Raw genomic sequence first — 22,418 nt, 5'->3', positions numbered from 1 at the left:
CCAATGCTTTTCTGATGAGTTCAGGCCTTGCGATGGGCGCTCACGAAATCCGCGAGTGCCCTCACGCTGGCGAAATGGCGGCGGTTTTCCTTCGAGTCGTTCGCGAGGGACACGCCATAGGACTTCTGCAGCGCCAGGCCCAGCTCGAGGGCGTCGATCGAGTCGAGCCCGAGTCCCTCGACGAACAGCGGCGCGGCCGGATCGATGTCGTCAGGAGTGATGTCCTCGAGGTGAAGCGTCTCGATGACCAGTTTCTTGATTTCCTGTTCAAGCTGCAGCATGGCCCTGCCCTTCCCTGGAGAAATAGTCGTGCAGCTGCGCCGTGAGTTGCCGGGCCGCTCGCGCCTCGCCGCCGGCCTCTCCACGCTGTGGTGCAACGGGGATGTCGTCGTGTACCTGGATGGTGAAGTTCATCCGTTTCGGCGGCACCCTCCACCACGGCGTCCCCTTGCTGAGACCGAGCGGTTCACACCGGATGGTGACCGGGGTGATGTCGCACGGGCCGCGCACCGCGATGTTGGCGGCGCCGCGTTGCAGTTGCATCGGGCTGTTGACCCGGGTGCGGGTGCCCTCCGGGAAGATGATCAGGTTGTTGCCCGCCTTCACGGAGGCGATGCAGTCCTGGATGAGCGCGGGGCCGGAGTCGTTGCACAGATAGCCGGTCGCCCGGACCGGCCCGCGGGTGAAGGGATTGTGCGCCAGGCTCGCCTTCACCACGCAATCCGCGTTGGGCACCAGGGAGATGAGGAAGACGACGTCGATCAGCGTCGGGTGGTTGGCGAGGATGAGCAGGCCGGGCCGGGCCAGCTTCTCCACGCCCTCGATGCGGTAGCGCAGCACCCCGAGGACGCGCATCCACTCGATGAAGAACCTGAAAGAGTGGTGCACCGCGAGGCGCGCCAGCCGCGTCTGCCTCGCCTGATCCCGGACGAGGAGTTGCAACAGCGGGAAGTAGAGCAGCCGCAGCCCGAGCCCTCCCAGCCCGAAGGTGGTGAAGGAGATACCGGTCGCCAGGATGCGCCACCCGCGCTCGAGCGTCTCAAGCATGGCGCTGCCACCGCCAGCATCGAGTGCCGACCTTGTGGTCGAGCCGGGCCTCGCTGGAGACCAGGAATCGCAGCACGGTGAGATCCTCCGGCAGCCCATCCGAGGAAGGGGCATCCCGCGTGTCCTCGGCAGGGTGACAGGTCAGGCTGTAGCCCGGAGCCTCGTCCCCGGCGCGCAGCCAACAGGCCCACGCGCGCGGGAAGTCCATCTGTCCGGAGGCGTGCCCGAGGGGCCCGGGGAGCGGCTCGTCGTAGATCACCACCAGGACGTCCCTGGCGCCATCCGCGAGCAGAGCGCTCGCTTCGGTGAAGGCGGCCTCGACCGTCTCCTCGCCCGCCGCGATGGCGGTATAGGCGGAGGTGTCCCCCCGGGCGATGGAGTAGAGCGCGCCAATCGCGTTGTGCACCGACAGGCTGAAGGACGTGGGTGAGAGCGGGACGGAGTGCGCCAACTGGCGCAACAGGTCCACCGAGCGGCTGATGTCTCCGAAGCGCGAGGCGAAGATGACGGGGACGCTCGGGGAATCCCCCTGGCATCCGTACGCTGCCTGTAGCGCGAACCGGCCCAGGCGCTCCACCCGGCGGCGCATCATCGCCGGCATCTCGGACAGCGGAGGGGTGCCCTCGGCCGGAAGGGAATGGGGCTCCGAGAACCACCTCGTCCAGGCGTCTTGCTCGGTGAGGCCAGGAGCCCACGCGACCCAGCGGTTGATAGAAAAAGCCATTGTCATGACAGGCGTTTCCCCCCTCCCCCAAATCCCCGGCCGCCACTCCTACCAAAGTATTCAGAAAGAGACAATTGCTTGTAGGGCGAGGGGGCGACGGAGCGAATCGTCATGCCCAGACACAGACTCTGGGTGAAGCCAGGACCCGGGGGGCCGAAAGCCCCTCCATGGTGTTCCAGAGCCTCCTTGGATGGACGGCTCCGCCACCCCTCAGAACCCTCGAGTGAGTGGAGGCGGCGGGCGGAGATGCCGCGGCCAGCGTGCCCACTCTCGCAGCCAGGCCTACGGTGAAACCCGTACGCGGGTGTATCTTGCCCGAAAGCAAGAGACGCACAGAGAAGCCATCCATCTCCGGGGACGGTGTCAAAGGATTCGAAACGAGGGACTCAAGCCACAGAACGAGACTCGGTATGGAGGGGACCTCACCGGCTCCCAAGCAGAGGCTCGTGCACGGAACACGCCTGTGTTGGGGGCCCGGGCCTTGCGGGCACAGCACCCGCATGCCCGGCCCGAGCACCTCGAGCGCAGCTCGCGGCCGTTGGGGCATGCCTCGACGCGCCAGGCCTCAAGCAGTTGCGTGAGCGGTACCCGGCTCTTCGACCGCACCGAAGACGGCTTCGCGGCCACGGCCGTCGGCGACGAGCTGGCCGAGACCGCGGCGCGGCTGGAATGAGCAGGTGTCGCTCATTCGCCGCGAGGCCGATGTGGCGCTGCGTCCGCACAACAATCCGGCGGAGGGCCTGGTGGGCCGCCGCGTCGGTCGAATGCAGTTCGAGGCCTACGCCGCGCGTTCACTCGTCGAGCGGATGGGCCCTGGTGCCACCCTCGCGGATTTTCCGTGGCTGCATTCGGACGAGCGCTCCGATGGGCGTTGGCTCGATGACTGGCTGGCCCGGAACGCGCCGGGCGCCAGGGTGTCGCTGCGTTCCGACGACTTCGCGGTCCGTCGGCACGCGCTCTCCGCCGGCATGGGCGTCACCTTCCTGGCGTGCTTCGACGGCGATGCCGATCCAGGGCTGGTGCGCGTGGGAGCGCGCCACTCCGAAGAGGCGCGCGATCTCTGGGTGCTGACGTTGCCCGAGCTTCGCAACAACAGGCGGATTCGTGCCTTCATGGACCACGTCCACGACGCCTTCAAACCCCATCAGCGCATACTCGAGGGGAGCGCATAGGCCGCGGACCATCGGACGAGCCTGAAAACACCAAGGCCGGAAACCCCTGATCGCTCAGCGGCTTCCGGCCTCGGCTTTGTGTGTCCCCGACGGGATTCGAACCCGTGTTACCGGCTTGAAAGGCCAGCGTCCTGGGCCTCTAGACGACGGGGACCTCTGTGAGTCGCGGGGGAATCGAACCCCCGACCCTCGGCTTAAAAGGCCGGTGCTCTACCAGCTGAGCTAGCGACTCGCACTATTCTTTTTTGATCAGACGCCAGATTCCTGGGTCTCCGGCGTCTGGGAGGGGCTCTCTACCAGCACTCGCTTCAGACTTCTACTGGCGATCGTTCCCCTCGTCACCTGACAGTCACCCTTCAACGGCCCGCCCCCGCGCCTCCTTCCGCCTCCCCCTGGAGGCGCTATACAGAGTCCATGTCCCGAGACGTCCGGAATTCCGAGGAAGCCCCCGAGGAGAACGACTCGCTGCAACTGGAGGGTGGGGTCCACCGGCGCTACCTCACCCGCTCTGGGGCCGAGCGCATGCACAAGGAGCTGCTGCGCCTGCTCAACGAGGAGCGTCCCAAGGTCACCGCCGAGGTGTCCGCCGCCGCCGCCCAGGGCGACCGCTCCGAGAACGCCGAGTACATCTACGGCAAGAAGCGCCTGCGGGAGATCGACCGGCGCATCCGTTTCCTCCAGAAGCGCCTGGACACCGCCACCATCGTCACCCCGTCCGAGCAGCCGGACACCAGCCGCGTCTACTTCGGCGCCACCGTGACGCTCGAGGACGAGGACGAGGCCCGGGTGACCTATCAGATCGTCGGCTCGGATGAGATCGACACCGCCGGGGGCCGCATCAGCGTGGAATCACCCATCGCCAAGGCCCTGCTGCGCAAGAAGGTCGGCGACACCGTCGCGGTGATCCGCCCTCGTGGGGAAATCGAATACACCATCGTGCAGATCCGCTACCTGTAGGGGTGTTCGCCCGAGGACACTGGGACCCTCCAGGGAGCAGGGGGAGCGGGTGTCCACTGATCCGGGGATCCATGAGCGGGGCGGGAACCCCGCTGTTAGCGTGTGCGTTACACCCAAGGTAGGCCGCAAATGGGCCAGGGCCGCTTCCCGCGTCGGAGGCCCGGCCTAATATTCGGTTGGTAGTCAGGCGCAGAAGCGGTCCGTCAGTCGGAGTCCCGTCGCACGGTCGGTTCCAGCGGTCGCACCCCCTACGAGGTCGCGCTCCACACGATGCGAAAGAACTTCATCCTCGACACCAACGTCCTTCTCCACGACCCCCGCTCCATCTACAGCTTCAAGGAACACAACGTCATCATCCCCATCTACGTCATCGAGGAGATCGATCAGTTCAAGCGCGATCTCTCCGAGCTGGGGCGGAATGCGCGTCTGGTGGCGCGCTACCTGGACTCCTTCCGGGAGGAGGGCTCGCTCAAGGACGGGGTGCGCCTGCCGCACGGGGGCGTGCTGCGGGTGTGCTTCACCGACAGGGATCTGCCGCTCTCCATGGCGGACAGCAACCTGATGGACAACCGCATCCTCTCGGTGGCCATCGACTTGATGGAGCGCGAGCCGCAGTCGCCGGCCGTCTTCATCACCAAGGACACCAACCTGCGCATCCGCGCGGACGCCCTGGGCCTCATCGCCGAGGACTACGACGCCGAGCGGGTGGAGATCACCGAGCTCTACACGGGCTTCACCGAGCGCCTGGTCCCTCGCGAGATGGTGGACCAGATGTACAAGCCCGGCGCCGAGGTGGAGATCTCCGGGCAGGAGTCGCTCTCGCCGCACCAGTTCATCCTGCTCAAGGACGAGACGAACCCGTCCCACACGGCCATGGGCCGCTTCAACGCGTCCCGGGGGCGGGTGGTGCCGCTGCTGCGCGGCATGAAGTCCGAGGGCGTCTGGGGCATCCGCCCGCGCAACATGGAGCAGAGCTTCGCCCTGGACCTCGTCATGAACGACGAGATCAAGCTCGTCACCATCGTGGGCAAGGCGGGCACGGGCAAGACGCTGCTGGCCATCGCCGCGGGGCTCCACAAGGTGACGGAGGAGGGGGTGTACCAGAAGCTGCTCGTCAGCCGGCCCGTGTTCCCGCTCGGCCGGGACATCGGGTACCTGCCGGGCAGCCTGGAAGAGAAGATGAACCCCTGGATGCAGCCCATCTTCGACAACGTGGAGTTCCTGATGAACCTGAGCCGCGCCGACAAGAAGGCGGGCCGGGGCTACCACGAGCTCATCGACCTGGGGCTGATGGAGATCGAGGCGCTCACCTACATCCGCGGGCGCTCCATCCCCAACCAGTACATCATCATCGACGAGGCGCAGAACCTCACCCCCCACGAGGTGAAGACGATCATCACCCGCGTGGGCGACAACACGAAAATCATTCTCACCGGGGACCCGTTCCAGATAGACAACCCCTACGTGGACGCGACCAACAACGGACTCGTTCACGTGGTCAACCGGTTCAAGAATGAGAAGATCGCGGGCCACATCACCATGGCCAAGGGCGAGCGCAGCGCCCTGGCCGAGCTCGCGGCCAACCTCCTCTAGCCCCCTGCGCCGCACGAGGAAGCAGTCATGAAGGCAGACGGTACGGCAGATGGTGCCCCCCAGGGCACGCAGGGTGACGGCGAGGAGAAGAAGCCGCTCATCGAGTACCCCACCGTCTACACCTTCAAGGTCATGGGGCGGCAGGAGGCGGCGGGGCCGGCGGGGTTCGCCGCGTATGTGCGCGAGCTCTTCCGGACGCTCATGGGCTCGGAGATCTCCCCGGATTCCATCCACGAGCAGCCCAGCAGCAAGGGCAAGTACGTGTCGGTGAGCGTGTCGGTGTACCTGCTGTCCGAGGAGCACCGCCGCGCCATCTATGCCCGGCTGCGGCAGGAGCAGCAGGAGCAGCGGGTCGTCTACTACCTTTGAGGGCGGCCCCCGCCCGGACAGGCGGGGGGAATTGGCGATTCCCGGCCACCGGTGTAGAAGGGGCTCCTCATGAGCCCGGCTGAGCCCTTCCCGCTCTACTTCCCTGGTGACGCTCGGCGCCCCTTCAGCTCCGAGATCGCGACCCGCCGCTTCGCGAAGGTGGCGCAATTGGAAGAGGGGGGGCGGGTGCTCGAGCTCGGCTGTGGTCCCTCCGGCCTGGCCAGCGTGGTCCTGGCCCAGGAGTTCGGCTGCTCGGTGGTGGCGGCGGACGCGGACGAGACGCTCCTCATCCACATGCGAGACCGGGTGCGCTCGCTCGGGCTGGACGGCCGGGTCGAGGTGCGGCGCGTGGATCTGCGCAAGCCCGCCTTCCGGGAGGGCGAGTTCGACGCCATCCTCTGTCAGGGCCGGATCTTCCTGGCGCTGGCGGATGCGATGGGCACCTTCCGGCCCCTGCTGGCCCACAATGGCCGGTTGGGCCTCACCTATCCGGTCCGGGTGGGCCGCGTGACGCCCCGCGCCGTGCTCGACTTCTGGGAGCGCCGCCTGGGGGCTTCGTTGCTGCTGCCCCGCGAGCTGCTCCAGCACCTGGCCCTGGCCGGCTTCGAGCCCGAGTCCGTCGAGTCCCTCCAGGACGCCGAGCTGGACACCCTCTACAAGGAGCTGGAGCCCCACCTCGCCAAGGCCCCGGCCGAGCAGGCCACCTGGCTGCGCGAGGAGATCGCCCTGCACCGGGAGAACGGCAAGGCCACCGCGAGCTACGCGTTCGCCGTGGGCCGCCGCCGCGAGCCGGGAGAGAAGCCTCCGGCCGCGCGCGATCGCGGGTAGTCGGGCCGGGCCGGCTGACCCTCACCCCGGCCCTCTCCCAGAGGGAGAGGGAGGAAGAGGGGAGGGCGGGGTGCTCGCTCAGTGCACCGCGCCGTGGAAGTCCAGCAGCTCCACCGTCTCGGGTGCCACGCTCAGCTTCACGTCGTCGCGGTAGCCCGCCGCGTCGCCACCCACGTGGAAGGGCATGGGCCGGGCGAAGCGGATGTGCACGTCCTGGGCGTAGAAGTCGTGGATGCCCTCGGGGAACCAGCGGCCCGCCCACAGCTTCGGCAGGTTCGCCAGCACGCTCGTGGCGTGCAGCTGACCCAGGCGCAGGTGCATCATCCCCCGGCGCTCGCCCGCGAACGGGAACATCCGGAAGCCGTACCCGTAGAAGGGCATCGTCGCCGCCGCCGCCATCATCAGCTTGCCCTGGAAGATGCGCTGCCCTGGGGCGATGGGCGCGCCCACCGGGTTGCCCTGCGGCCCCACCCGGTACGCCTCTCCGGCCTGGCCGTTGATGATCTCGCACTCCACCCACGTCGGGTTGGACAGGTAGTGCGGCACCGTCTTCAGCGCCACCGCCGAGAAGTAGCCGCCCGGGCCCGACAGCATCTTCTTGAGCAGCCCGCCGCGGCCCAGGTTGTCCTTCACCCAGAGGAAGTCGTTGAGCAGCTTCCCATCCACGCCCATGCCCGCGAACGGCGTGCGCATGCCCTCCACCATCAGCAGATCCATCCGCCGGTGGCTGGGGACCTCGCCCGCGCGCGCGCGCACCACGTCCTGCAGGATGCCGTCCGCGCCAGCGCCGGCATTCACGTACGTGGCCAGTCCGTTGCCCGTGCCCAGCTTCAGCACGCCGAAACGCGGCGCGCGCTTGCCGGCGAAGCGGCCCCGCGGCTCCAGCTGGCGGAACACCTCGCTCACGAAACCCTGGAACGTCCCGTCACCGCCACCCGTGAACACCATGGGGTAGTTGCGCTCCAGCACCGTCTGGACGATGCGGCGGCAGTCCAGCTCCGAGCGCGACAGGAAGAGATCCTGCTCCGGCACCACGTGTGAGAGGGACTTCACCAACTGTGCGTCCACCCGGCGGGCGTTGGCGTTGAGCAGCACCGCGACCTTGTGTGCGGGGGCTCCGGCGACGGACGGATTCTGGCGCGTATCCACGGACCGAAGTGGCTGTACCAGCATGAGGCTGCCTCCAGAGGGGGGTTGGGGCGTCGGGCTGCCTCAGTGCACATTTTCAGCCAAGGGCTGACGCGAGGCGTTATCTCCCCCCTGTCTCAATGGTTCCGGGGGGTTGGCGCGTCAGCTACTGATCGGATGCCTGGCGGGTTGCCACGCGCGGGTGGCGGAGGTGGAGAGCGCGTTACGCACCGTGGCGGGCCGGTGGCGAGCACGTGACGCATCTTGACGCGGTTTGACACCCCGGGGTGGGTGGTTACGTTGGTCACACATCGGAAGCAATCGACGGTTTCTCGATATTTTCAGCAGTCATTTCGGGAGGTTACACACCGTGGGCAAGATTATCGGCATCGACCTGGGCACCACCAACAGCGTGGTGGCGATCATGGAGGGTCGCGAGCCCAAGGTTCTCACCAACGAGGAAGGCGCCCGCACCACGCCCTCGGTCGTCGCGTTCGCGAAGGATGGGGAGCGGCTGGTGGGGCAGGTGGCCAAGCGTCAGGCCATCACCAACCCCGAGCGCACCATCTACTCCATCAAGCGCTTCATGGGCCGGCGGTACGAGGAGACCACCGAGGAGGCGAAGCTCGTCCCCTACAAGGTGGTGCGGGGTCCGCACGGCGACGCGCGCGTGGAGCTCGATGGCAAGCAGTACAGCGCGCCGGAGATTTCCGCGCAGGTGCTGCTCAAGCTCAAGCGCGCCGCGGAGAACTATCTGGGCGAGAAGGTGACGGAGGCGGTCATCACCGTCCCGGCGTACTTCAACGACGCCCAGCGCCAGGCCACCAAGGACGCCGGTGAGATCGCCGGCCTCACCGTGCGGCGCATCGTGAACGAGCCGACGGCGGCGGCGCTCGCGTACGGCCTGGACAAGAAGAAGGACGAGAAGATCGCCGTCTACGACTTCGGCGGCGGCACGTTCGACATCTCCATCCTGGAGGTGGGCGAGAACGTGGTCGAGGTGCTCGCCACCAACGGTGACACGCACCTGGGCGGCGACAACATCGACCACACGCTGATGGACTGGCTGATCGCCGAGTTCAAGCGGGACAACGGCATCGACGTCTCCAAGGACAAGATGGTCCTCCAGCGCCTGAAGGAGGCGGCGGAGAAGGCGAAGATCGAGCTGTCCAGCACGATGGAGACGGAGATCAACCTGCCGTTCCTCACGGCGGACGCCACCGGTCCCAAGCACCTCAACGTGCGCCTGACGCGGGCCAAGTTCGAGGCGATGATCGACAACCTCGTCGAGCGCTCGCTGGAGCCGTGCCGCAAGTGCCTGAAGGACTCGGGCGTGGACCTCAAGGACCTCAACGAGGTGGTCCTCGTGGGTGGCTCCACGCGCATCCCGAAGGTGCAGGAGGCGGTGAAGCGGCTGTTCGGCAAGGAGCCGAACCGCTCGGTGAACCCGGACGAGGTGGTGGCGGTGGGCGCGGCGGTGCAGGCCGGCGTGCTCGCGGGCGAGGTGAAGGACATCCTGCTGCTGGACGTCACCCCGCTGTCGCTGGGCGTGGAGACGCTGGGCGGCGTGATGACCAAGCTCATCGAGCGCAACACCACCATCCCCACGCGCAAGTCGGAGACGTTCTCCACGGCGGCGGATGGTCAGACGCAGGTGGAGATCCACATCCTGCAGGGCGAGCGCGAGATGGCCGGTGACAACCGGAGCCTCGGCCGCTTCCACCTGACGGGCCTGCCCCCGGCGCCGCGCGGCGTGCCGCAGATCGAGGTGACGCTGGACATCGACGCCAACGGCATCCTGAACGTCAACGCCAAGGACAAGGCGACGGGCAAGGAGCAGAAGGTCACCATCACCCACTCGTCCGGTCTGGCGAAGGAGGAAGTGGAGAAGATGGTCAACGCGGCCAAGGAGAACGAGGCCGCGGACAAGGCCCGGCGTGAGCTGGTGGAGGTGAAGAACCAGGCCGAGTCCCAGGCGTACAACGCGGAGAAGATGATCAAGGAGAACCGCGAGAAGCTGTCTCCGGACGCGGTGGCGACGCTCGAGTCGGCGCTCAAGGCGCTCAACGAGGTGCGTGAGGGCCAGGACAAGGACGCCATCAAGACCGCGTTGGATGGCCTGCAGCAGGCCAGCTACAAGGTGGCCGAGGAGATGTACAAGGCCACGGGTGGCGCGCCGGGCGCTGAGGCTCCGCCTCCGGGAGCCGACGCGGGTGCGCCGGGCGCGGCTCCGGGCAGCTCGGCCAAGCCGAAGGACGACGTGGTGGACGCCGAGTTCCGCCAGTCGTAAGGCCGCCTCTGGCGAGCCGCCCTCACGAAGCCCTCCCTCTCCCCCCGGGAGAGGGTCGGGGTGAGGGTATCAGGGACCTGGGGTCGAACCCCGCGGAAGGGCCGGTGCTCCCAACAGGGAGTATCCGGCCCTTCTGTTTCATTCGCGCCGAGTGGGCTCCACCCGATATGAATGGAGCCCACGCGAGGAGCCCCATGAACGCGCTGACGACGACGCCCCCGGGACATGACGTCATCCTGTACGACGGGCACTGCCGCCTGTGCATCGGGGCCGCGAAGCAGTTCCAGCGGTTGTTGGGCGGCCACGGTACGCAACTGCGCTCGTTCCGGGAGGAGGGCGTCCTGGCGGAGTACCCCGGCATTCCGCTCGATCGGTGCGAGAAGGGGATCCAGCTCATCCAGGGGGACGGGCGGATCTTCGAGGGCGCAGAGGCCGTGGTGCAGGCGCTGGGGCGCAGGCCGGCCGGCAAGCTGCTCTTCGTCTACTACGTGCCGGGGCTGAGGCAGCTCGCGGACTGGCTGTATGGGCTCATCGCCCGCTACCGCTTCCGCATCGCGGGGCGGACCTGCCCGGACGGTGCGTGCGCCGTGCACTTCAAGTAGGGGTGGCCGAGCCCTTCTAAAGGGGGTGGGCTGGGGGCTACGATGCGCCTCCCGTGATCCACCCGCCCACGCCCGTCCCTCCCCAGGCCGCGCAGGCCTTCCGTCACTTCTTCCAGGAACTGCGCGAGGCCTACCTCGAGCGTGAGACGCTCTTCACCCAGATCGAGCTGGCGCTGCTGTGCCGGGAGCACGTGCTCGTCGTCGGACCTCCGGGAACGGCCAAGAGCGCCATCGCCTCGGCGGTGCTTGGCCGCATCCTCGACGAGAAGACGGGGCAGCCCTCGCTCTTCGCCAAGCAGATCGCCGAGTCCACGGTGCAGACGGACCTCATTGGCCCGGTGGACTTCAAGGTGCTCACCGAGACGGGCCGCACCGAGTTCATCACCGAGGACGGCATGCTGGGTGCCACCCACGCCTTCCTCGACGAGGTGTTCGACGGGCGCGACATGCTCCTGCGCTCCATCCTCAACGTCCTGCACGAGCGCGAGCTCAAGCACGGGCGCCGGGTGACGAGCGGACGGATCGAATGCGCCATCATGACGAGCAACCGCTACCTCTCGGAGGTGCTGGCGCGCTCGCCGGAGCTGCTGCTGGCCTTCGCGGACCGGCTCAGCTTCATCTCCTTCGTGCCCAAGTCCTTCGCCCGGCGTCCCAGCCGCGCGGCCATGCTGCACCGCTTCGCCCATGGCATCCGGCCGGACCTGCGCGCCTCCCTCACCCTGCAGCAACTGGACGTGCTCCAGGCGGCGGTGGAGCAGGTGACGGTGGGCAGCCACCTGCTCGAGGCCATCGAGCTGCTCACCGACGAGCTGGAGCGCGCGCTCACGGCCCAGGTGTCCAAGCTGCCCGACTACGTGCCCACCAAGTACTTCTCCCAGCGCTCGGTGGTGAAGGCGCTGTGGGCCCTCAAGGCCGCGGTGGTGAGGGATCAGCTCTACCGCCGTCCGGACCGGCCGCTCGAGGCCACCGTGGAGGACCTGGACGCCCTGCGCTGGTTCTTCCTGCTCGGCGGGCCCCAGGCGGAGGAGGTCGAGGCGCTCCTCAAGGTGGCGGTGGATCCTCGCGAGCGCGCGCAGCTGGAGATCGTCCGCATCGAGCAGAAGGCCTTCGACGCGGCGCTGGCCAAGGTGAAGGCGGAGCTGGGCACGGGCGTGGATCGCGAGGCGGCCTCGCTCGGCGCGGCCGACGAGCTCAAGGCGGTGGAGGCGCTCGCGCGCAACTTCCAGCCGGGCATCGTCACCACCACGGCGCAGCGCCTGCGCGCCAAGCTCGTCCCGGGCCCGCGCCATCCGGACAACCGGGTGGCCCTGCTGGGGGCCGCGCGGGGACTGCTGTCGGTGGTGGAGCAGCGCATGACGCGTGGCCCCATCGAGGGCGCCGAGGCCCGGGCGGGGACGGCCATGTTCACCGCGCTCTCGGAGACGGTGGAGCTGTGCCACCAGGTGCCGGAGCTGCGCCAGCGGCTGCCCGCGCTGAGTGACGCGGTGTCCCGCTTCCTCCTGCAGTCGCTCGAGCTGATCGCGCTCAACGCCGAGAGCCTCGCCTTCGACGAGGCGGTGAAGCTGGATACGCTCGGTGGCTTCACGGACAACGTCTCCGACGAGCTGGGCCGGGTGGGCGAGCTCCTGGCGCTGCTCGCCGAGGGCAGCTCGAGCGTGGTGGCTCGGCTGCGGGCCGCGGAGGCCGAGGCACGCGGCCGGGCCGTGGTCGCCCTGCGCCAGCGCGCGACGAATGCCTACCCGGGGACGCGCGGCCGGAGGGATCCGCTCGATGCCCTCGCGGCGGATTCGCGCCTGCTGTCCCAGCTCGAGCAGGCCCTGTGCAAGCTGGACCCCGCCCAGCGTGGCCTCAAGCAGGAGCTGCTGCAGCCGATCGGCTCGGCCTACGCCAGGGACGTGCTGACCACCACGCCCTTCGAGCGCATCGATCAGTTCTCGCGCACGGTGCAGACGGTGGCGGAGAACCTGCGGCGCGAGGGCCTGGCCCCCGAACCCGTCCTCGCCGAGTGCAGGGAGATCCTCGAGGGGCGTCTGCGCGAGTACGTGCGGAACATCGGCCGCGAGGTGGCGAGCCCTCCGCCGGCCCCCCATGCCGCCGTCAGCGGCGAGGCCTACAACTTCTACCGGGGCGACTTCTCCACGCAGATCCGGGATGGCGAGTACGCCTCGCTGCTCGGGCTGGACGGGCAGCTCGCCTTCGCGCGGCCCGCCTCCGCCACGTCCTTCCTGTCCAACGAGATCCGCGACGCGGTGGCCCGGGTGGAGCTGGCCTTCGTGCAGACGCGCCTCAAGTACCTGCGCAGCTGGCTCACCCAGCTCCTCACCGAGCTGCCGGCCCCCAAGACCGTCCAGCGCCGCCCCCAGGCGGATCAGATCTTCGATCGCCTGGTGAAGAGCCGCTTCCCGCTGCTCGCGCTCAAGGAGGGCGAGCTGGTGCGCATCAAGGGCATGCTCGACGTGCTGATCGCCGTCTCCGGCGAGCTGGGCGAGAGCGCGCGCAAGCTGGACAACGTGCGGCGCGGCATCGACGACGACTTCACCCGCTTCAGCAAGGAACTGCTGGAGATGCGGGCCTCGCTGTGAGGAGGTGCTGACGCGTGCTCGGCTCGCGGCTCTCACGCCTGCGGCTCCGGTTGGACGCGCTCCAGGGAGCGCCGTCCCAGGCCGAGGGCTTGCGGGGTTGGTGGCTCGGGCTCACCGCCCCGGCCGAGGTGGACCTGTCCCTGCCCACCCTGACGGCGCTGGATCGGGCGATGGAGCGGGTGGGGGTGCACACCCTCGCGGATGCGCGCCTGCTGCTCGAGCTGGGCGTGCGCAAGGGCAGGGTGGGTGATCTGGCCACGGGCCTGAAGACCCGGGCCCAGGAGACCCTGGAGGAGTTCGAGCGGACGCTCGACGCGGTGGAGAAGATGTTCCGGGTGGGCCGGCCGCCTCCGGGGGCGCGCACGGCGCTGGAGCGCGGCTTCGTCCGGCTCACGCGGGTGCTGCGGGTGGCGGATCTCTTCATGTCCCCCACGCCTCCGCCCACCGAGGAGGGCACCTTCGAGATCTTCGCGCGGCCAGGTCCCGTCTGGAACGACCGGGTGGCGCCGAGCACGGCCCGCATGGCCGTGGCCGAGTTCCTCGCGCAGCGGGCGCGCTCCAACGTGGATGATCTGGTCCAGAAGCGGCGTGACCTGGACATGGCCCACGAGATCCTCCTGCGCATCGGCATGGAGCACGATCGCGACCGGGGCGTGGCCCTGCGCAGTGAGGTGTCCCAGGCACGTGAGCGGGTCCGGGAGCAGCCAGCGGCGCGCTCCCTGGATGCGTTGGTGCAGGAGGTGCGGCGCACCGCGAGCAGGGATCCCCAGATGGCGTGGCGCTCGCTCCGGGGCCTCTACGAGCGCGCGCTGGAGGCGAACGACGCCCCGTTGGCGGAGGCGGCCCGCGCGGCACTCGCGCCCCTGATGCCCAACCGGCAGCCCCTGCGGGCCATGCTGGAGTCCGCCGAGCGGGATGACCTGACGCGCTGGTTCGGCGAGAAGCCCCCCGCGCACGAGGGCCCCAACGGCCTGCGCGAGCCCCCCAAGGCTTCCACCGCGGATGAGCTGCTCGCGGACCTGGCCTTCTCCCTGGAGCCCGAGCAGCTCTCCGCCTTCGAGCTGGCGTCGGGCTGCGGCCGCTACTTCGACGTGGAGGACGCGCTCACCGAGGAAATCGTCGAGATGAACACCCGCAAGGTGCGCCCCGTGCCCCGGCGGGTGCCGTACCCCACCCAGAACATGACGTTCGAGCGCACGGGTGGCCTGCACGAGGTGCACAACTTCGTCATCTCGGACCCTCGCATGGTGCTGTACGACCTGGCCGGCCACAGCCAGACGGTGCGCGCCTACCTGGAGGACGAGCCGCCTCCCCAGCCCAAGAAGATGAAGCGCACCGCCGTGCGCGTGTACGTGTGTGACGCCTCGGGCTCCATGCACGGCGCCCGGGCCCGCTTCCGCGACGCCATCATCATCGCCGAGCTCAACAACCTCCGCGTGAAGGCCCGCAAGGGCGAGCCGTTCGATCCGCTCTACTTCTCCTTCTTCAACGACATCCCCACCGAGCTGGCCCGCGTGGACACCGCCCGCGAGGCCACCCGGCAGATCGAGAAGCTCTTCCGGGACTCGCCCGCCGAGGGCCAGACGGACATCTCCCTCGCCCTCATGTCCGCCTTCGAGTCCATCCGTTCCGCGCAGGGGAGGGATCCGTACCTCGCCCGCGCCACGGTGGTGCTCATCACCGACGGCGAGGACCGCGTCGACCTGGAGCTCATCCGCCGCACCCGCGCTCCCATGGACGCGCTGGACATCTCGCTCAGCTTCATCTCGCTCGGCGAGGAGAACCCGGACCTCAAGTCGCTCGTGATGGAGCAACGGACCCGGGGCGGCCGCGCCTTCTACCACCACCTCTCCGACCAGGAGATCCAGTGGGCGCGCACCGAGTTCGACAGCCCCTGGCGCACCCTCCTGCCGCAGGACGTGCCCGTCACCCCGGAGGCCGTCGAGGCCCTCGCGCCCCACCTCCAGGCCCTGGAGGCCCTCGCCGCGGGACGCACGCTTCCCTCCACGCCCGTGGCCTCCGAGGCCTCGTTCGACGCGCTCTTCCCGGAGGCCGAGCGGCTCTCCGGGCAGAAGGTGGCGGAGACCCCCGGCCCCGAGGTGCTCGCCCGCGTGGCCGACATCCTCGAGGCCATCGTGGAGGCCGCCGCGCTCGCCCCCGCGGATCGCCGTCCCACCGAGGGCCTCTTCCTCCTGCAGCACCTGCTCGGGGTGTACCAGATTCCCCCGGCCCGCTATCTCGCCGCGCTCGCCACGGGAGGTTCAGAGGTGCACGAGCGCCTCGCACGTGTCCGCCTCCTCTGCCGCCCGTTCGAGTAGGCTGCTGCCAGTCATGTTCTTCGACTGGTTGCGCAAGAAGAAGACGCCCAAGAAGCCACAGCGGCCCACGGATCCGCTCGCGGCCTTCGATCAGCTCATCGAGGACCTGGAGCGCCAGGGCGCCGAAATCCGCAAGTCCGCCGCCACGCTGCTGGCGCTCCGGGGTGATCTCGCCCGCTCCGAGGCGCGTTACGTCAAGCGCCTGGACGAGCTCGCGAAGCGGAAGGCCCTGGCGGACGAGCAGGGGGATGGGAAGATCTCCGCGACGCTCGAGCGGGACCGCTCGCAGGCCGAGTCCCTGCTGAACACCACGCGCGAGTCGCTCGTCCGAGCCGAGCAGGACGGCAAGCTGCTGCTGGAGGCCGCCGCGGATCTCGGCAATCGGGTGGCCGAGCTCCGCATCGAGCGCGAGAGTGCCTCCGCCCGGCTCGCGGTGGGCGGGCTCGTCTCCACGGCCCTGCAGGAGCAGGTGGAGCGCTTCGAGAAGGTGCTCGCGGTGGACGCCGCGCGGGACGAGGTGGAGCGGGCCCACGCGCTCGCGGACATCTACCGCGAGGAGCGTGGCGAGGCCGTGAAGCCGGGTTGACCCCCCAGGAGGGACGTATGGGCTGCTGCCACTATCACCCCGTAGGCGAGGGCTGCGACAGCGCCTTCACCGTGGACACCTCACGCATCACCTTCGGCCGCGGCTGCCTGGCCGAGGTGGGCGACCGGGCGAGGGCGCTCGGGATGAAGCGCGTGCTGCTGTTCTCGGACGAGCGGCTGGCCCGGTTGCCCCACTTCGAGAAGGTGCGCCAGTCGCTGCTCGCCGCCGGGCTGGACGTCGCCGTCTACACGGATGTCCACGTCGAGCCCACCGACCGCTCGTTCCTGGAGGCGGCGCGGTTCGCCGCGGAGGTCCGGCCGGATGGCTACATCTCCCTGGGGGGTGGCTCGGTCATCGACACGTGCAAGGCGGCCAACCTCTACGCCACGCACCCCGCCGACTTCCTGGCCTACGTCAACGCGCCCGTGGGAGATGGGCGCCCGGTGCCCGGCCCCCTCAAGCCGCACATCGCCTGTCCCACCACCTCGGGCACGGGCAGCGAGGTCACCGGCATCACCATCTTCGACCTGCTCTCGATGGCCGCGAAGACCGGCATCGCCTCGCCCGCGCTTCGGCCCACCGAGGCGCTCATCGATCCGGACTGCACCGAGACCCTGCCCGGTGAGGTGGTCGCCGCCAGCGGGCTCGACGTGCTGTCCCATGCGCTGGAGTCCTATACCGCGCGGCCGTACGTGCGCCGTCCCGCTCCGCCCCGGCCGAGCCTGCGGCCCATGAGCCAGGGCTCCAATCCGTGGAGCGATCTCGGCTGCCGCGAGGCGCTGCGCCTGATGGGCCTGTACCTCGAGCGTGGGGTGAAGGATGCGCGGGACCATGAGGCCCGTGAGCAGTTGATGTGGGCCTCCACGCTGGCCGGCATCGCCTTCGGGAACGCCGGGGTGCACGCGCCGCACGGCATGGCCTACGCCGTGGCCGGACTGGTGCGCGACTTCCGGCCCTCGGGCTACCCGGACGGCGAGCCCCTGGTTCCGCATGGCATGGCCGTCATCGTCAATGCCCCGGCCGTGTTCCGCTACACCGCCGAGGTCAGCCCCGAGCGCCACCTGGAGGCCGCGCGGTTGCTGGGCGCGGACGTGCGCGGCGCCACGCCCGGTGACGCTGGCGAGGTGCTCGCGGGCAAGCTCATCCAGATCATGCGCGCCGTGGGCATTCCCAATGGCCTCGGTGGGGTGGGCTACTCCGACGCGGACCTGGCCGCCCTCACGGAAGGGGCCTACCCGCAGCAGCGCCTGCTCCAGAATGCTCCCCGCGAGATGACGAAGCCCGTCCTCACCGACCTGTTCCGCCAGGCGCTGCGCTACTGGTAACCGAAGCAGGGGCAACCGCCATGTCCGACGTCGAGACCTCAGACCGCTACCGCTACTTCCTCCCCATCACCACCCGCTGGATGGACAACGACGCCTACGGTCACATCAACAACGTCACGTACTACAGCTACTTCGACACCGTCGCGAACCACTACCTCATCCACGAGGGCGGCCTGGACATCGTCAGCAGCCCCATCATCGGACTCGTCGTGGAGTCCCGGTGCTCCTACAAGGCCCCGCTCGCGTACCCCGACCGCCTGCGCGCGGGCCTGCGCGTGGACAAGCTCGGGAACCGCTCCGTGACCTACGGCATCGGCATCTTCAAGGAGGGCGAGGAGCAGGCCGCCGCCCACGGGTACTTCGTGCACGTGTTCGTGGACCGTCAGTCCCGGAAGGCCGTGTCCATGCCCGAACGGATGCGGGAAGCGCTTGCGCGGATCTCCGTGGCTTGAGCGCGGAGCCTCGGGGTCCCGGTGGGGCATAACCCGGGAGCCGGACACCCTCACCCCGTCCCTCTCCCAGGGGGAGAGGGGATGACGCACGGGTGATGACGCGCGGGTGGTGACGCGCGGGTGATGACGCGCGGGTGGTGACGCGCGGGTGGTGACGCTCGGGTGGTGACGCTCGGGTGGTGACGCTCGGGTGGTGACGCTCGGGTTACGTGCGCCGCGCCGTCTGGTGCAGTTCCAGCACGATGTTGCCGCCCTTGAAGAGCCTCACCGCTCCCGACGTCTGGCTCACCACCAGCGCGATGCACTTCGTCGTCGAGGTGATGCTCGCCGCCGCCGCGTGCCTGGCTCCCAGCCCCAGCGGAATCTTCACCATCTCGTCCGAGGCCGACAGGTAGCGCCCCGCCGCCAGCACCACCCCGTCCTCTCGAATCACGAACGAGCCGTCCAGCACCGAGAAGTTCTTGATGGCCTCGCGGATCTTCGGATCCAACACGTTGCGCTCGGCCTCCGACAGACCCTGGAACGGGTTGATCGTCATCTGCCGGCTCTTCTCCATCACGCTCGTGTGGTCCCCGATCGTGATGATCGTCCCGATGGGATGGCCCTCGAAGCCCTCCTGGCCCACCTGCAGCGCCAACTGGATGAGCGCGTCCACCACCTGCGAGTTGAACTCGTCCCCCAGCTTCACGCCCTCGATCGTCAGCCGGTCGTCCAGCGAGCCCCCGATGCGCATCTGCATCAACGTGTCCGGCGAGCGCCCCAACTTGCCCGTCATGCACAGCACCAGGTCCCCCTCCTTGAAGGCTCCCTGGGAGAGCGCGGACACGAGCGCTACCTTCACCCGCTCGGTACGCGAGTAGTCGTAGGCCGGTATCACCAGCGCCTTCTGTTTAGTGGCCAACAACTCCTCGGCGATCCGCGGAGAGGTCACCGCGTAGACGAGCTTGCGCTTCGCGAGCTGCCGGCGCAGGTCCTCGGGCGGGATGGGCACGTCGCTGATGTAGAGGAAGTGGTCCACGTCCCCCTTCCCAGCGAGCGAGAGGGCAGCTCGCAGGAACTCCCGGTCGAATTTCGAGGCATCGCTCATTGGGTACGACCTCGCCGCCTGTTTTCATGAGGTGAATCCGGGTCTCCTTGACACCGGACCGCACGTGAATAAAGCTTTCCGGCCCTTTTTTACGGGGTGTTGGGCCCATTTCCCCGCAGCACGGGAGCCTAAGGCTGTGAACCAGAAAGATCTCAAGCGTTACAAGAAGATGCTCGAGGACAGCAAGACGAGCCTGCTGGAGAGCGCCAAGAAGACGCTGGTGGAGGAAGCCAGCTTCGATACCGATGATCTCCCCGACGAGATCGACCAGGCCTCCTCCGAGTACGCTCAGTCGATGGTGTTCCGCCTGCGCGACCGGGAGAAGTTCCTGCTGCAGAAGATCGAGCGCGCCCTGGGCCGCATCGAGGACGGCACCTTCGGCATCTGCGAGCGGTGCGAGGAAGAGATCTCCCCCAAGCGGCTGGAGGCGCGGCCCGTGACCACGCTCTGCATCCGCTGCAAGGAGGAGCAGGAGAAGAAGGAGAAGTCCTACGGCTGAGGCCGTGGCAGCGCAGGGGCGCCCCCTCACGCACGGGCCCGCGTGAAAGCGCTCCTGCCGCTCGTCAGGCCGCCAGTTGGATCTCCACCCGGAGCAGCTGGCGGCCGATGAGGAAGTGGTCCCCGTTGTCCACGAACACCGGACCCGTCAGCCGGATGAACGTGCCGTTGGACGAACCCACGTCCCGCACCCGCAGACGGTCCTGCTTCACACTCAGCAGCGCGTGACGCCCCGAGACGAAGCCGTCCGTGGGGAAGGTGATCTCCCCCTGCTCGCGCCCCAGCTGGTTGTCGCCTTCCTTCAGCGGGAAGGCCGCCCCGCGCAGCCCCCCTTCCAGAATCTGCACCAGCCGCAGCCGGTAGCCCGGATCCACCGAGCCCCAGATGTGGGCGCCACCCGGACCCACCGCCGCCGCGGGGATGGGCTCGAGCACCAGCCGCTGCCGTCCCAGGCGCAGCTCTCCGCCCACCGGCAGCTCGCGCTCCTGGCGCAGGCGCACGAAGACGCCATTGGCGCCTCCCACGTCCTCCACCGCCAGCCGGCCCCCCGAGAAGAAGAAGCGTGCCTGCTCGGGCATGATGAAGGGGTCATCCGTCAACGCCAGGTCCCCCTGGGGGCCGCAGGTGAGGGTGTCCCCCGTCATCCGCACCACCGACTCGGGGCCGCCATCCGCCCGGACCACCCGGAGGGCCACCTGGGGCCTGGCCGCCAGCTTCGGCGCGGCCATCACCATGGTGCCCGAGCGCATGGGCGAGCCACAGGCATGGCAGGTGGAGGCGTTATCGGGGTTCTCGGCGTCGCAACGGGGGCAGTAGGAGGCCATGGCGGGCAGAGGTACATATCAAGCCCCGCCGGGGGTTGCTCGGGCGCTGAACATTGCCCGTCCACCTTGCGGGCGACCCGATGCTCGTGGGAAGTTCGGGGGCCAACACCCGATTCCTGCATTCCGGGATACCCCCCTTGCATTGCCCCAGCTGCGGCGCTGACGCCGGTGACGCCTCGAAGTATTGCCCCTCCTGCGACTCCCCCCTCTCGCGTGGGGAGCCGGAGGAGTACATCGGGCGCACCATCGCCCAGAAGTACCAGGTGGAAGCCCTCATCGGAGAGGGCGGCATGGGCAAGGTGTACCGCGCCCGCCAGGTAGCCCTCGACAAGCTCGTGGTGCTCAAGGTGCTGCGCCACACGCTCCTGGGCGATGACCGCACCGTCGCCCGCTTCAAGCGCGAGGCCAAGGCCGCCAGCCGCCTCAACCACCCCAACTCCATCAGCATCCTCGACTTCGGCATCGCCGAGGACGGCGCGCTCTTCATCGCGATGGAGTTCGTCCCGGGGCAGGACCTGCACACCGTGCTCAGCAAGGACGGTCCGCTCCCCGAGCAGCGCATCGTCCGCATCGTCAGCCAGGTGCTCTCCGCCCTCTACGACGCGCACAACGCCGGCGTCATCCACCGGGATCTCAAGCCCGAGAACATCATGGTGGAGCAGCGCCGCAACGAGCCGGACTTCGTGAAGGTGCTCGACTTCGGCATCGCGAAGATCCAGGACTCCGAAGGGGAGGGGCCCGCCCTCACGCGCACCGGCTTCGTCTGCGGCACCCCCGAGTACATGTCCCCCGAGCAGGCCCGCGGCGGCACGTTGGATCACCGCTCGGACCTGTACGCCGTGGGCGTCATCCTCTACCAGCTCCTCACCGGCCGGCTGCCCTTCGAGTCCGACTCGGCCGTGGGCTACGCCACCAAGCACCTCACCGAGGAGCCGCTTCCGCCGTCGCGCAAGCGCTCGGACATCCGCGTGTCGCCCGCCATGGAGCGGCTCATCATGCGGGCCCTCTCGAAGAGCCCGGATGACCGGCCCCAGGACGCCGAGGTCTTCAAGGCCGAGCTGCTCGCCGTGGAGAAGGAGCGCGAGCGCCGCTCCAATGCCTCGCCGGCCGTCCGCCGCAGCGGTGCCGCCCAGGGCGTGCTCGCGCCCCTGCCGCGCAGGGCCACGCCGCCTCCCTCCGGGGTGAGCACGGAGGTCACCGACCCGGGTTGGGGCGGTGAGTCCGATGCCACCGTCCGCGCCATGCCCGAGCGCATGCAGCCCGTGTCCGAGCGGATGCCGCCCGGTGCCGCGCTGGCCCGGGCCTCGGCGGAGCGCACGCAGCTCGCCCCGCCGAGCCGGCCCGCGCCGGAGCGCGAGCGGCCCCACCCGGCGCCCCTCGCCGCCGTGCGGTCCGCGACCGATCGTTTCCCCCCGGAGCGGCCCCCGCTCGAGCGTGCCACCACCGAGCGTTCTCTCGTGGAGCGCTCGCCAGCGCCCACCGTCAACTCGGCGATCATGCACGACAAGACGGAGGCCCTCGTCGCCACCATCCCCGAAGCGGGCGGCGGCTTCGGCTTCCTCAAGGCCTTCGTCCTCACCCTGGCGCTGGTGACGATCGGCCTGGTGGCCTGGTGGATGTACACGAACTGGCAGAACCAGTCGCAGGAGCAGCCCTTCGTCCCGCCGAAGAACGCCCCCATCCCGGGACAGGAGTCCGGAGCCTACGTGCCCGCTCCGAGCGCGCCGCTGTACGAGCAGGACATTCCGAACGACAAGCGCAACCCCCGGGAGGCGCAGCGGCGGCGGGTGGCCGGTGATGCCGCCTACAAGAACGGCAACATCGAGGCGGCCGCCACCGAGTACTCGGCCGCCTTCGCCGCGGCTCCGTCTCCGGAGCTGTCGCTGATTGTGGGTGAGATGTACTGGGCGCTCGAGAAGCACGACGAGGCGCGCGCCTGGTGGAAGCGCCACCTGCGCGACATGCCGGCTTCCCAGGCTCGTGCCACCCTGCTGCTCAAGGAGCCGCAGCTGGCCTCGGCGGCCGGGAGCCGGTAG

The 22,418-nt window shown here is 69.0% G+C and carries 21 protein-coding genes and 2 tRNA genes; 15 read left to right on the top strand and 8 right to left on the bottom strand.

The annotated features are described in order from the left end of the window. Positions 1 to 20: 20 nt before the first annotated feature. Genes Q664_RS21220 through Q664_RS21210 form a run of 3 tightly spaced genes read right to left on the bottom strand, consistent with a single transcriptional unit; the run spans position 21 to position 1,777 of the window. Positions 21 to 281, bottom strand: a complete 261-nt coding sequence (locus Q664_RS21220; RefSeq protein WP_043398510.1) for a phosphopantetheine-binding protein — start codon at positions 279 to 281, stop codon at positions 21 to 23. Then, positions 268 to 1,047 carry a lysophospholipid acyltransferase family protein gene (locus Q664_RS21215; RefSeq protein WP_043398506.1) on the bottom strand — a complete coding sequence of 260 codons (780 nt, stop codon included), beginning with the start codon at positions 1,045 to 1,047 and terminating at the stop codon, positions 268 to 270. Before Q664_RS21215 ends, Q664_RS21220 begins: the two co-directional genes overlap by 14 nt. Next, positions 1,040 to 1,777, bottom strand: a complete 738-nt coding sequence (locus tag Q664_RS21210) for a beta-ketoacyl synthase chain length factor (protein ID WP_235216801.1) — start codon at positions 1,775 to 1,777, stop codon at positions 1,040 to 1,042. The genes Q664_RS21215 and Q664_RS21210 overlap by 8 nt, the downstream gene beginning before the upstream one ends. Positions 1,778 to 2,252: 475 nt before the next feature. Here Q664_RS21210 and Q664_RS61085 point away from each other — a divergent pair, with 475 nt between their 5' ends. Then, the gene (locus Q664_RS61085) at positions 2,253 to 2,444 is read left to right on the top strand and encodes a hypothetical protein (protein WP_235216800.1); all 192 of its coding nucleotides are present in this window, start codon (positions 2,253 to 2,255) and stop codon (positions 2,442 to 2,444) included. A 4-nt stretch (positions 2,445 to 2,448) separates the two neighbouring features. After that, positions 2,449 to 2,943, top strand: coding sequence for a LysR substrate-binding domain-containing protein (locus Q664_RS21200; protein WP_052518457.1), 495 nt, complete (start codon positions 2,449 to 2,451; stop codon positions 2,941 to 2,943). Between the two features lie 81 nt (positions 2,944 to 3,024). On the opposite strand, the gene Q664_RS21195 is transcribed toward Q664_RS21200, so the two are convergent. Both Q664_RS21195 and Q664_RS21190 read right to left on the bottom strand, forming a co-directional pair. Next, positions 3,025 to 3,097 (bottom strand) — tRNA-Glu (locus Q664_RS21195). A 5-nt stretch (positions 3,098 to 3,102) separates the two neighbouring features. After that, a tRNA-Lys gene (locus Q664_RS21190) sits at positions 3,103 to 3,175 on the bottom strand. Positions 3,176 to 3,357: 182 nt separating this feature from the next. Here Q664_RS21190 and greB point away from each other — a divergent pair. From greB to Q664_RS21170, 4 genes are all read left to right on the top strand, one after another. After that, positions 3,358 to 3,900: a transcription elongation factor GreB gene (greB, locus tag Q664_RS21185; protein WP_043398500.1), complete on the top strand. Its 543-nt coding sequence runs from the start codon at positions 3,358 to 3,360 to the stop codon at positions 3,898 to 3,900. A gap of 270 nt (positions 3,901 to 4,170) precedes the next feature. After that, positions 4,171 to 5,493 carry a PhoH family protein gene (locus Q664_RS21180; protein ID WP_043398497.1) on the top strand — a complete coding sequence of 441 codons (1,323 nt, stop codon included), beginning with the start codon at positions 4,171 to 4,173 and terminating at the stop codon, positions 5,491 to 5,493. Between the two features lie 27 nt (positions 5,494 to 5,520). Further along, positions 5,521 to 5,862, top strand: a complete 342-nt coding sequence (locus tag Q664_RS21175; protein WP_043398493.1) for an HP0495 family protein — start codon at positions 5,521 to 5,523, stop codon at positions 5,860 to 5,862. Positions 5,863 to 5,931: 69 nt separating this feature from the next. After that, a complete protein-coding gene (locus tag Q664_RS21170) occupies positions 5,932 to 6,690 on the top strand; it encodes an SAM-dependent methyltransferase (protein ID WP_043398492.1) in 759 nt (252 codons plus the stop codon). Between the two features lie 78 nt (positions 6,691 to 6,768). Here Q664_RS21170 and Q664_RS21165 read toward each other — a convergent pair whose 3' ends face one another. After that, a complete protein-coding gene (locus tag Q664_RS21165; protein WP_043398489.1) occupies positions 6,769 to 7,863 on the bottom strand; it encodes a diacylglycerol/lipid kinase family protein in 1,095 nt (364 codons plus the stop codon). A 325-nt stretch (positions 7,864 to 8,188) separates the two neighbouring features. On the opposite strand from Q664_RS21165, the gene dnaK reads away from it, so the two are divergent. The 7 genes from dnaK (at position 8,189) to Q664_RS21130 (ending at position 17,973) form a co-directional block, all read left to right on the top strand. Further along, positions 8,189 to 10,108 carry a molecular chaperone DnaK gene (dnaK, locus tag Q664_RS21160; protein ID WP_043398487.1) on the top strand — a complete coding sequence of 640 codons (1,920 nt, stop codon included), beginning with the start codon at positions 8,189 to 8,191 and terminating at the stop codon, positions 10,106 to 10,108. A gap of 194 nt (positions 10,109 to 10,302) precedes the next feature. Next, positions 10,303 to 10,710, top strand: a complete 408-nt coding sequence (locus tag Q664_RS21155) for a thiol-disulfide oxidoreductase DCC family protein (protein WP_043398483.1) — start codon at positions 10,303 to 10,305, stop codon at positions 10,708 to 10,710. 53 nt (positions 10,711 to 10,763) lie between these two features. Then, on the top strand, positions 10,764 to 13,292 hold the full coding sequence (locus Q664_RS21150) for an AAA family ATPase (RefSeq protein ID WP_084610190.1): 2,529 nt from the start codon (positions 10,764 to 10,766) through the stop codon (positions 13,290 to 13,292). 14 nt (positions 13,293 to 13,306) lie between these two features. Next, positions 13,307 to 15,610 carry a vWA domain-containing protein gene (locus Q664_RS21145; protein ID WP_043398481.1) on the top strand — a complete coding sequence of 768 codons (2,304 nt, stop codon included), beginning with the start codon at positions 13,307 to 13,309 and terminating at the stop codon, positions 15,608 to 15,610. 13 nt (positions 15,611 to 15,623) lie between these two features. Beyond that, positions 15,624 to 16,196 (top strand): PspA/IM30 family protein, encoded by a 573-nt coding sequence (locus Q664_RS21140; RefSeq protein WP_043398479.1) that lies wholly within the window; start codon positions 15,624 to 15,626, stop codon positions 16,194 to 16,196. Positions 16,197 to 16,213: 17 nt separating this feature from the next. Further along, the gene (locus Q664_RS21135; RefSeq protein WP_043398477.1) at positions 16,214 to 17,521 is read left to right on the top strand and encodes a hydroxyacid-oxoacid transhydrogenase; all 1,308 of its coding nucleotides are present in this window, start codon (positions 16,214 to 16,216) and stop codon (positions 17,519 to 17,521) included. Between the two features lie 20 nt (positions 17,522 to 17,541). Beyond that, positions 17,542 to 17,973: an acyl-CoA thioesterase gene (locus Q664_RS21130; RefSeq protein ID WP_043398476.1), complete on the top strand. Its 432-nt coding sequence runs from the start codon at positions 17,542 to 17,544 to the stop codon at positions 17,971 to 17,973. Positions 17,974 to 18,178: 205 nt separating this feature from the next. Here the strand turns inward: Q664_RS21130 and Q664_RS21125 are convergent, their stop codons facing one another. Then, positions 18,179 to 19,060 carry a DNA integrity scanning protein DisA nucleotide-binding domain protein gene (locus tag Q664_RS21125; RefSeq protein WP_043398475.1) on the bottom strand — a complete coding sequence of 294 codons (882 nt, stop codon included), beginning with the start codon at positions 19,058 to 19,060 and terminating at the stop codon, positions 18,179 to 18,181. Between the two features lie 136 nt (positions 19,061 to 19,196). Between Q664_RS21125 and Q664_RS21120 the strand changes: the two genes are divergently transcribed. After that, positions 19,197 to 19,559 (top strand): TraR/DksA family transcriptional regulator, encoded by a 363-nt coding sequence (locus Q664_RS21120; protein ID WP_043398472.1) that lies wholly within the window; start codon positions 19,197 to 19,199, stop codon positions 19,557 to 19,559. A 64-nt stretch (positions 19,560 to 19,623) separates the two neighbouring features. On the opposite strand, the gene Q664_RS21115 is transcribed toward Q664_RS21120, so the two are convergent. After that, entirely contained in the window at positions 19,624 to 20,391 is a 768-nt protein-coding gene (locus Q664_RS21115; protein ID WP_200883742.1) for an FHA domain-containing protein, read from the bottom strand. Between the two features lie 128 nt (positions 20,392 to 20,519). Here Q664_RS21115 and Q664_RS21110 point away from each other — a divergent pair, with 128 nt between their 5' ends. After that, positions 20,520 to 22,418: a serine/threonine-protein kinase gene (locus Q664_RS21110; RefSeq protein ID WP_063934728.1), complete on the top strand. Its 1,899-nt coding sequence runs from the start codon at positions 20,520 to 20,522 to the stop codon at positions 22,416 to 22,418.

It is taken from the genome of Archangium violaceum Cb vi76 (assembly GCF_000733295.1).
GTDB lineage: Bacteria > Myxococcota > Myxococcia > Myxococcales > Myxococcaceae > Archangium > Archangium violaceum.
This window is presented reverse-complemented; position numbering and strand designations above follow the sequence as displayed.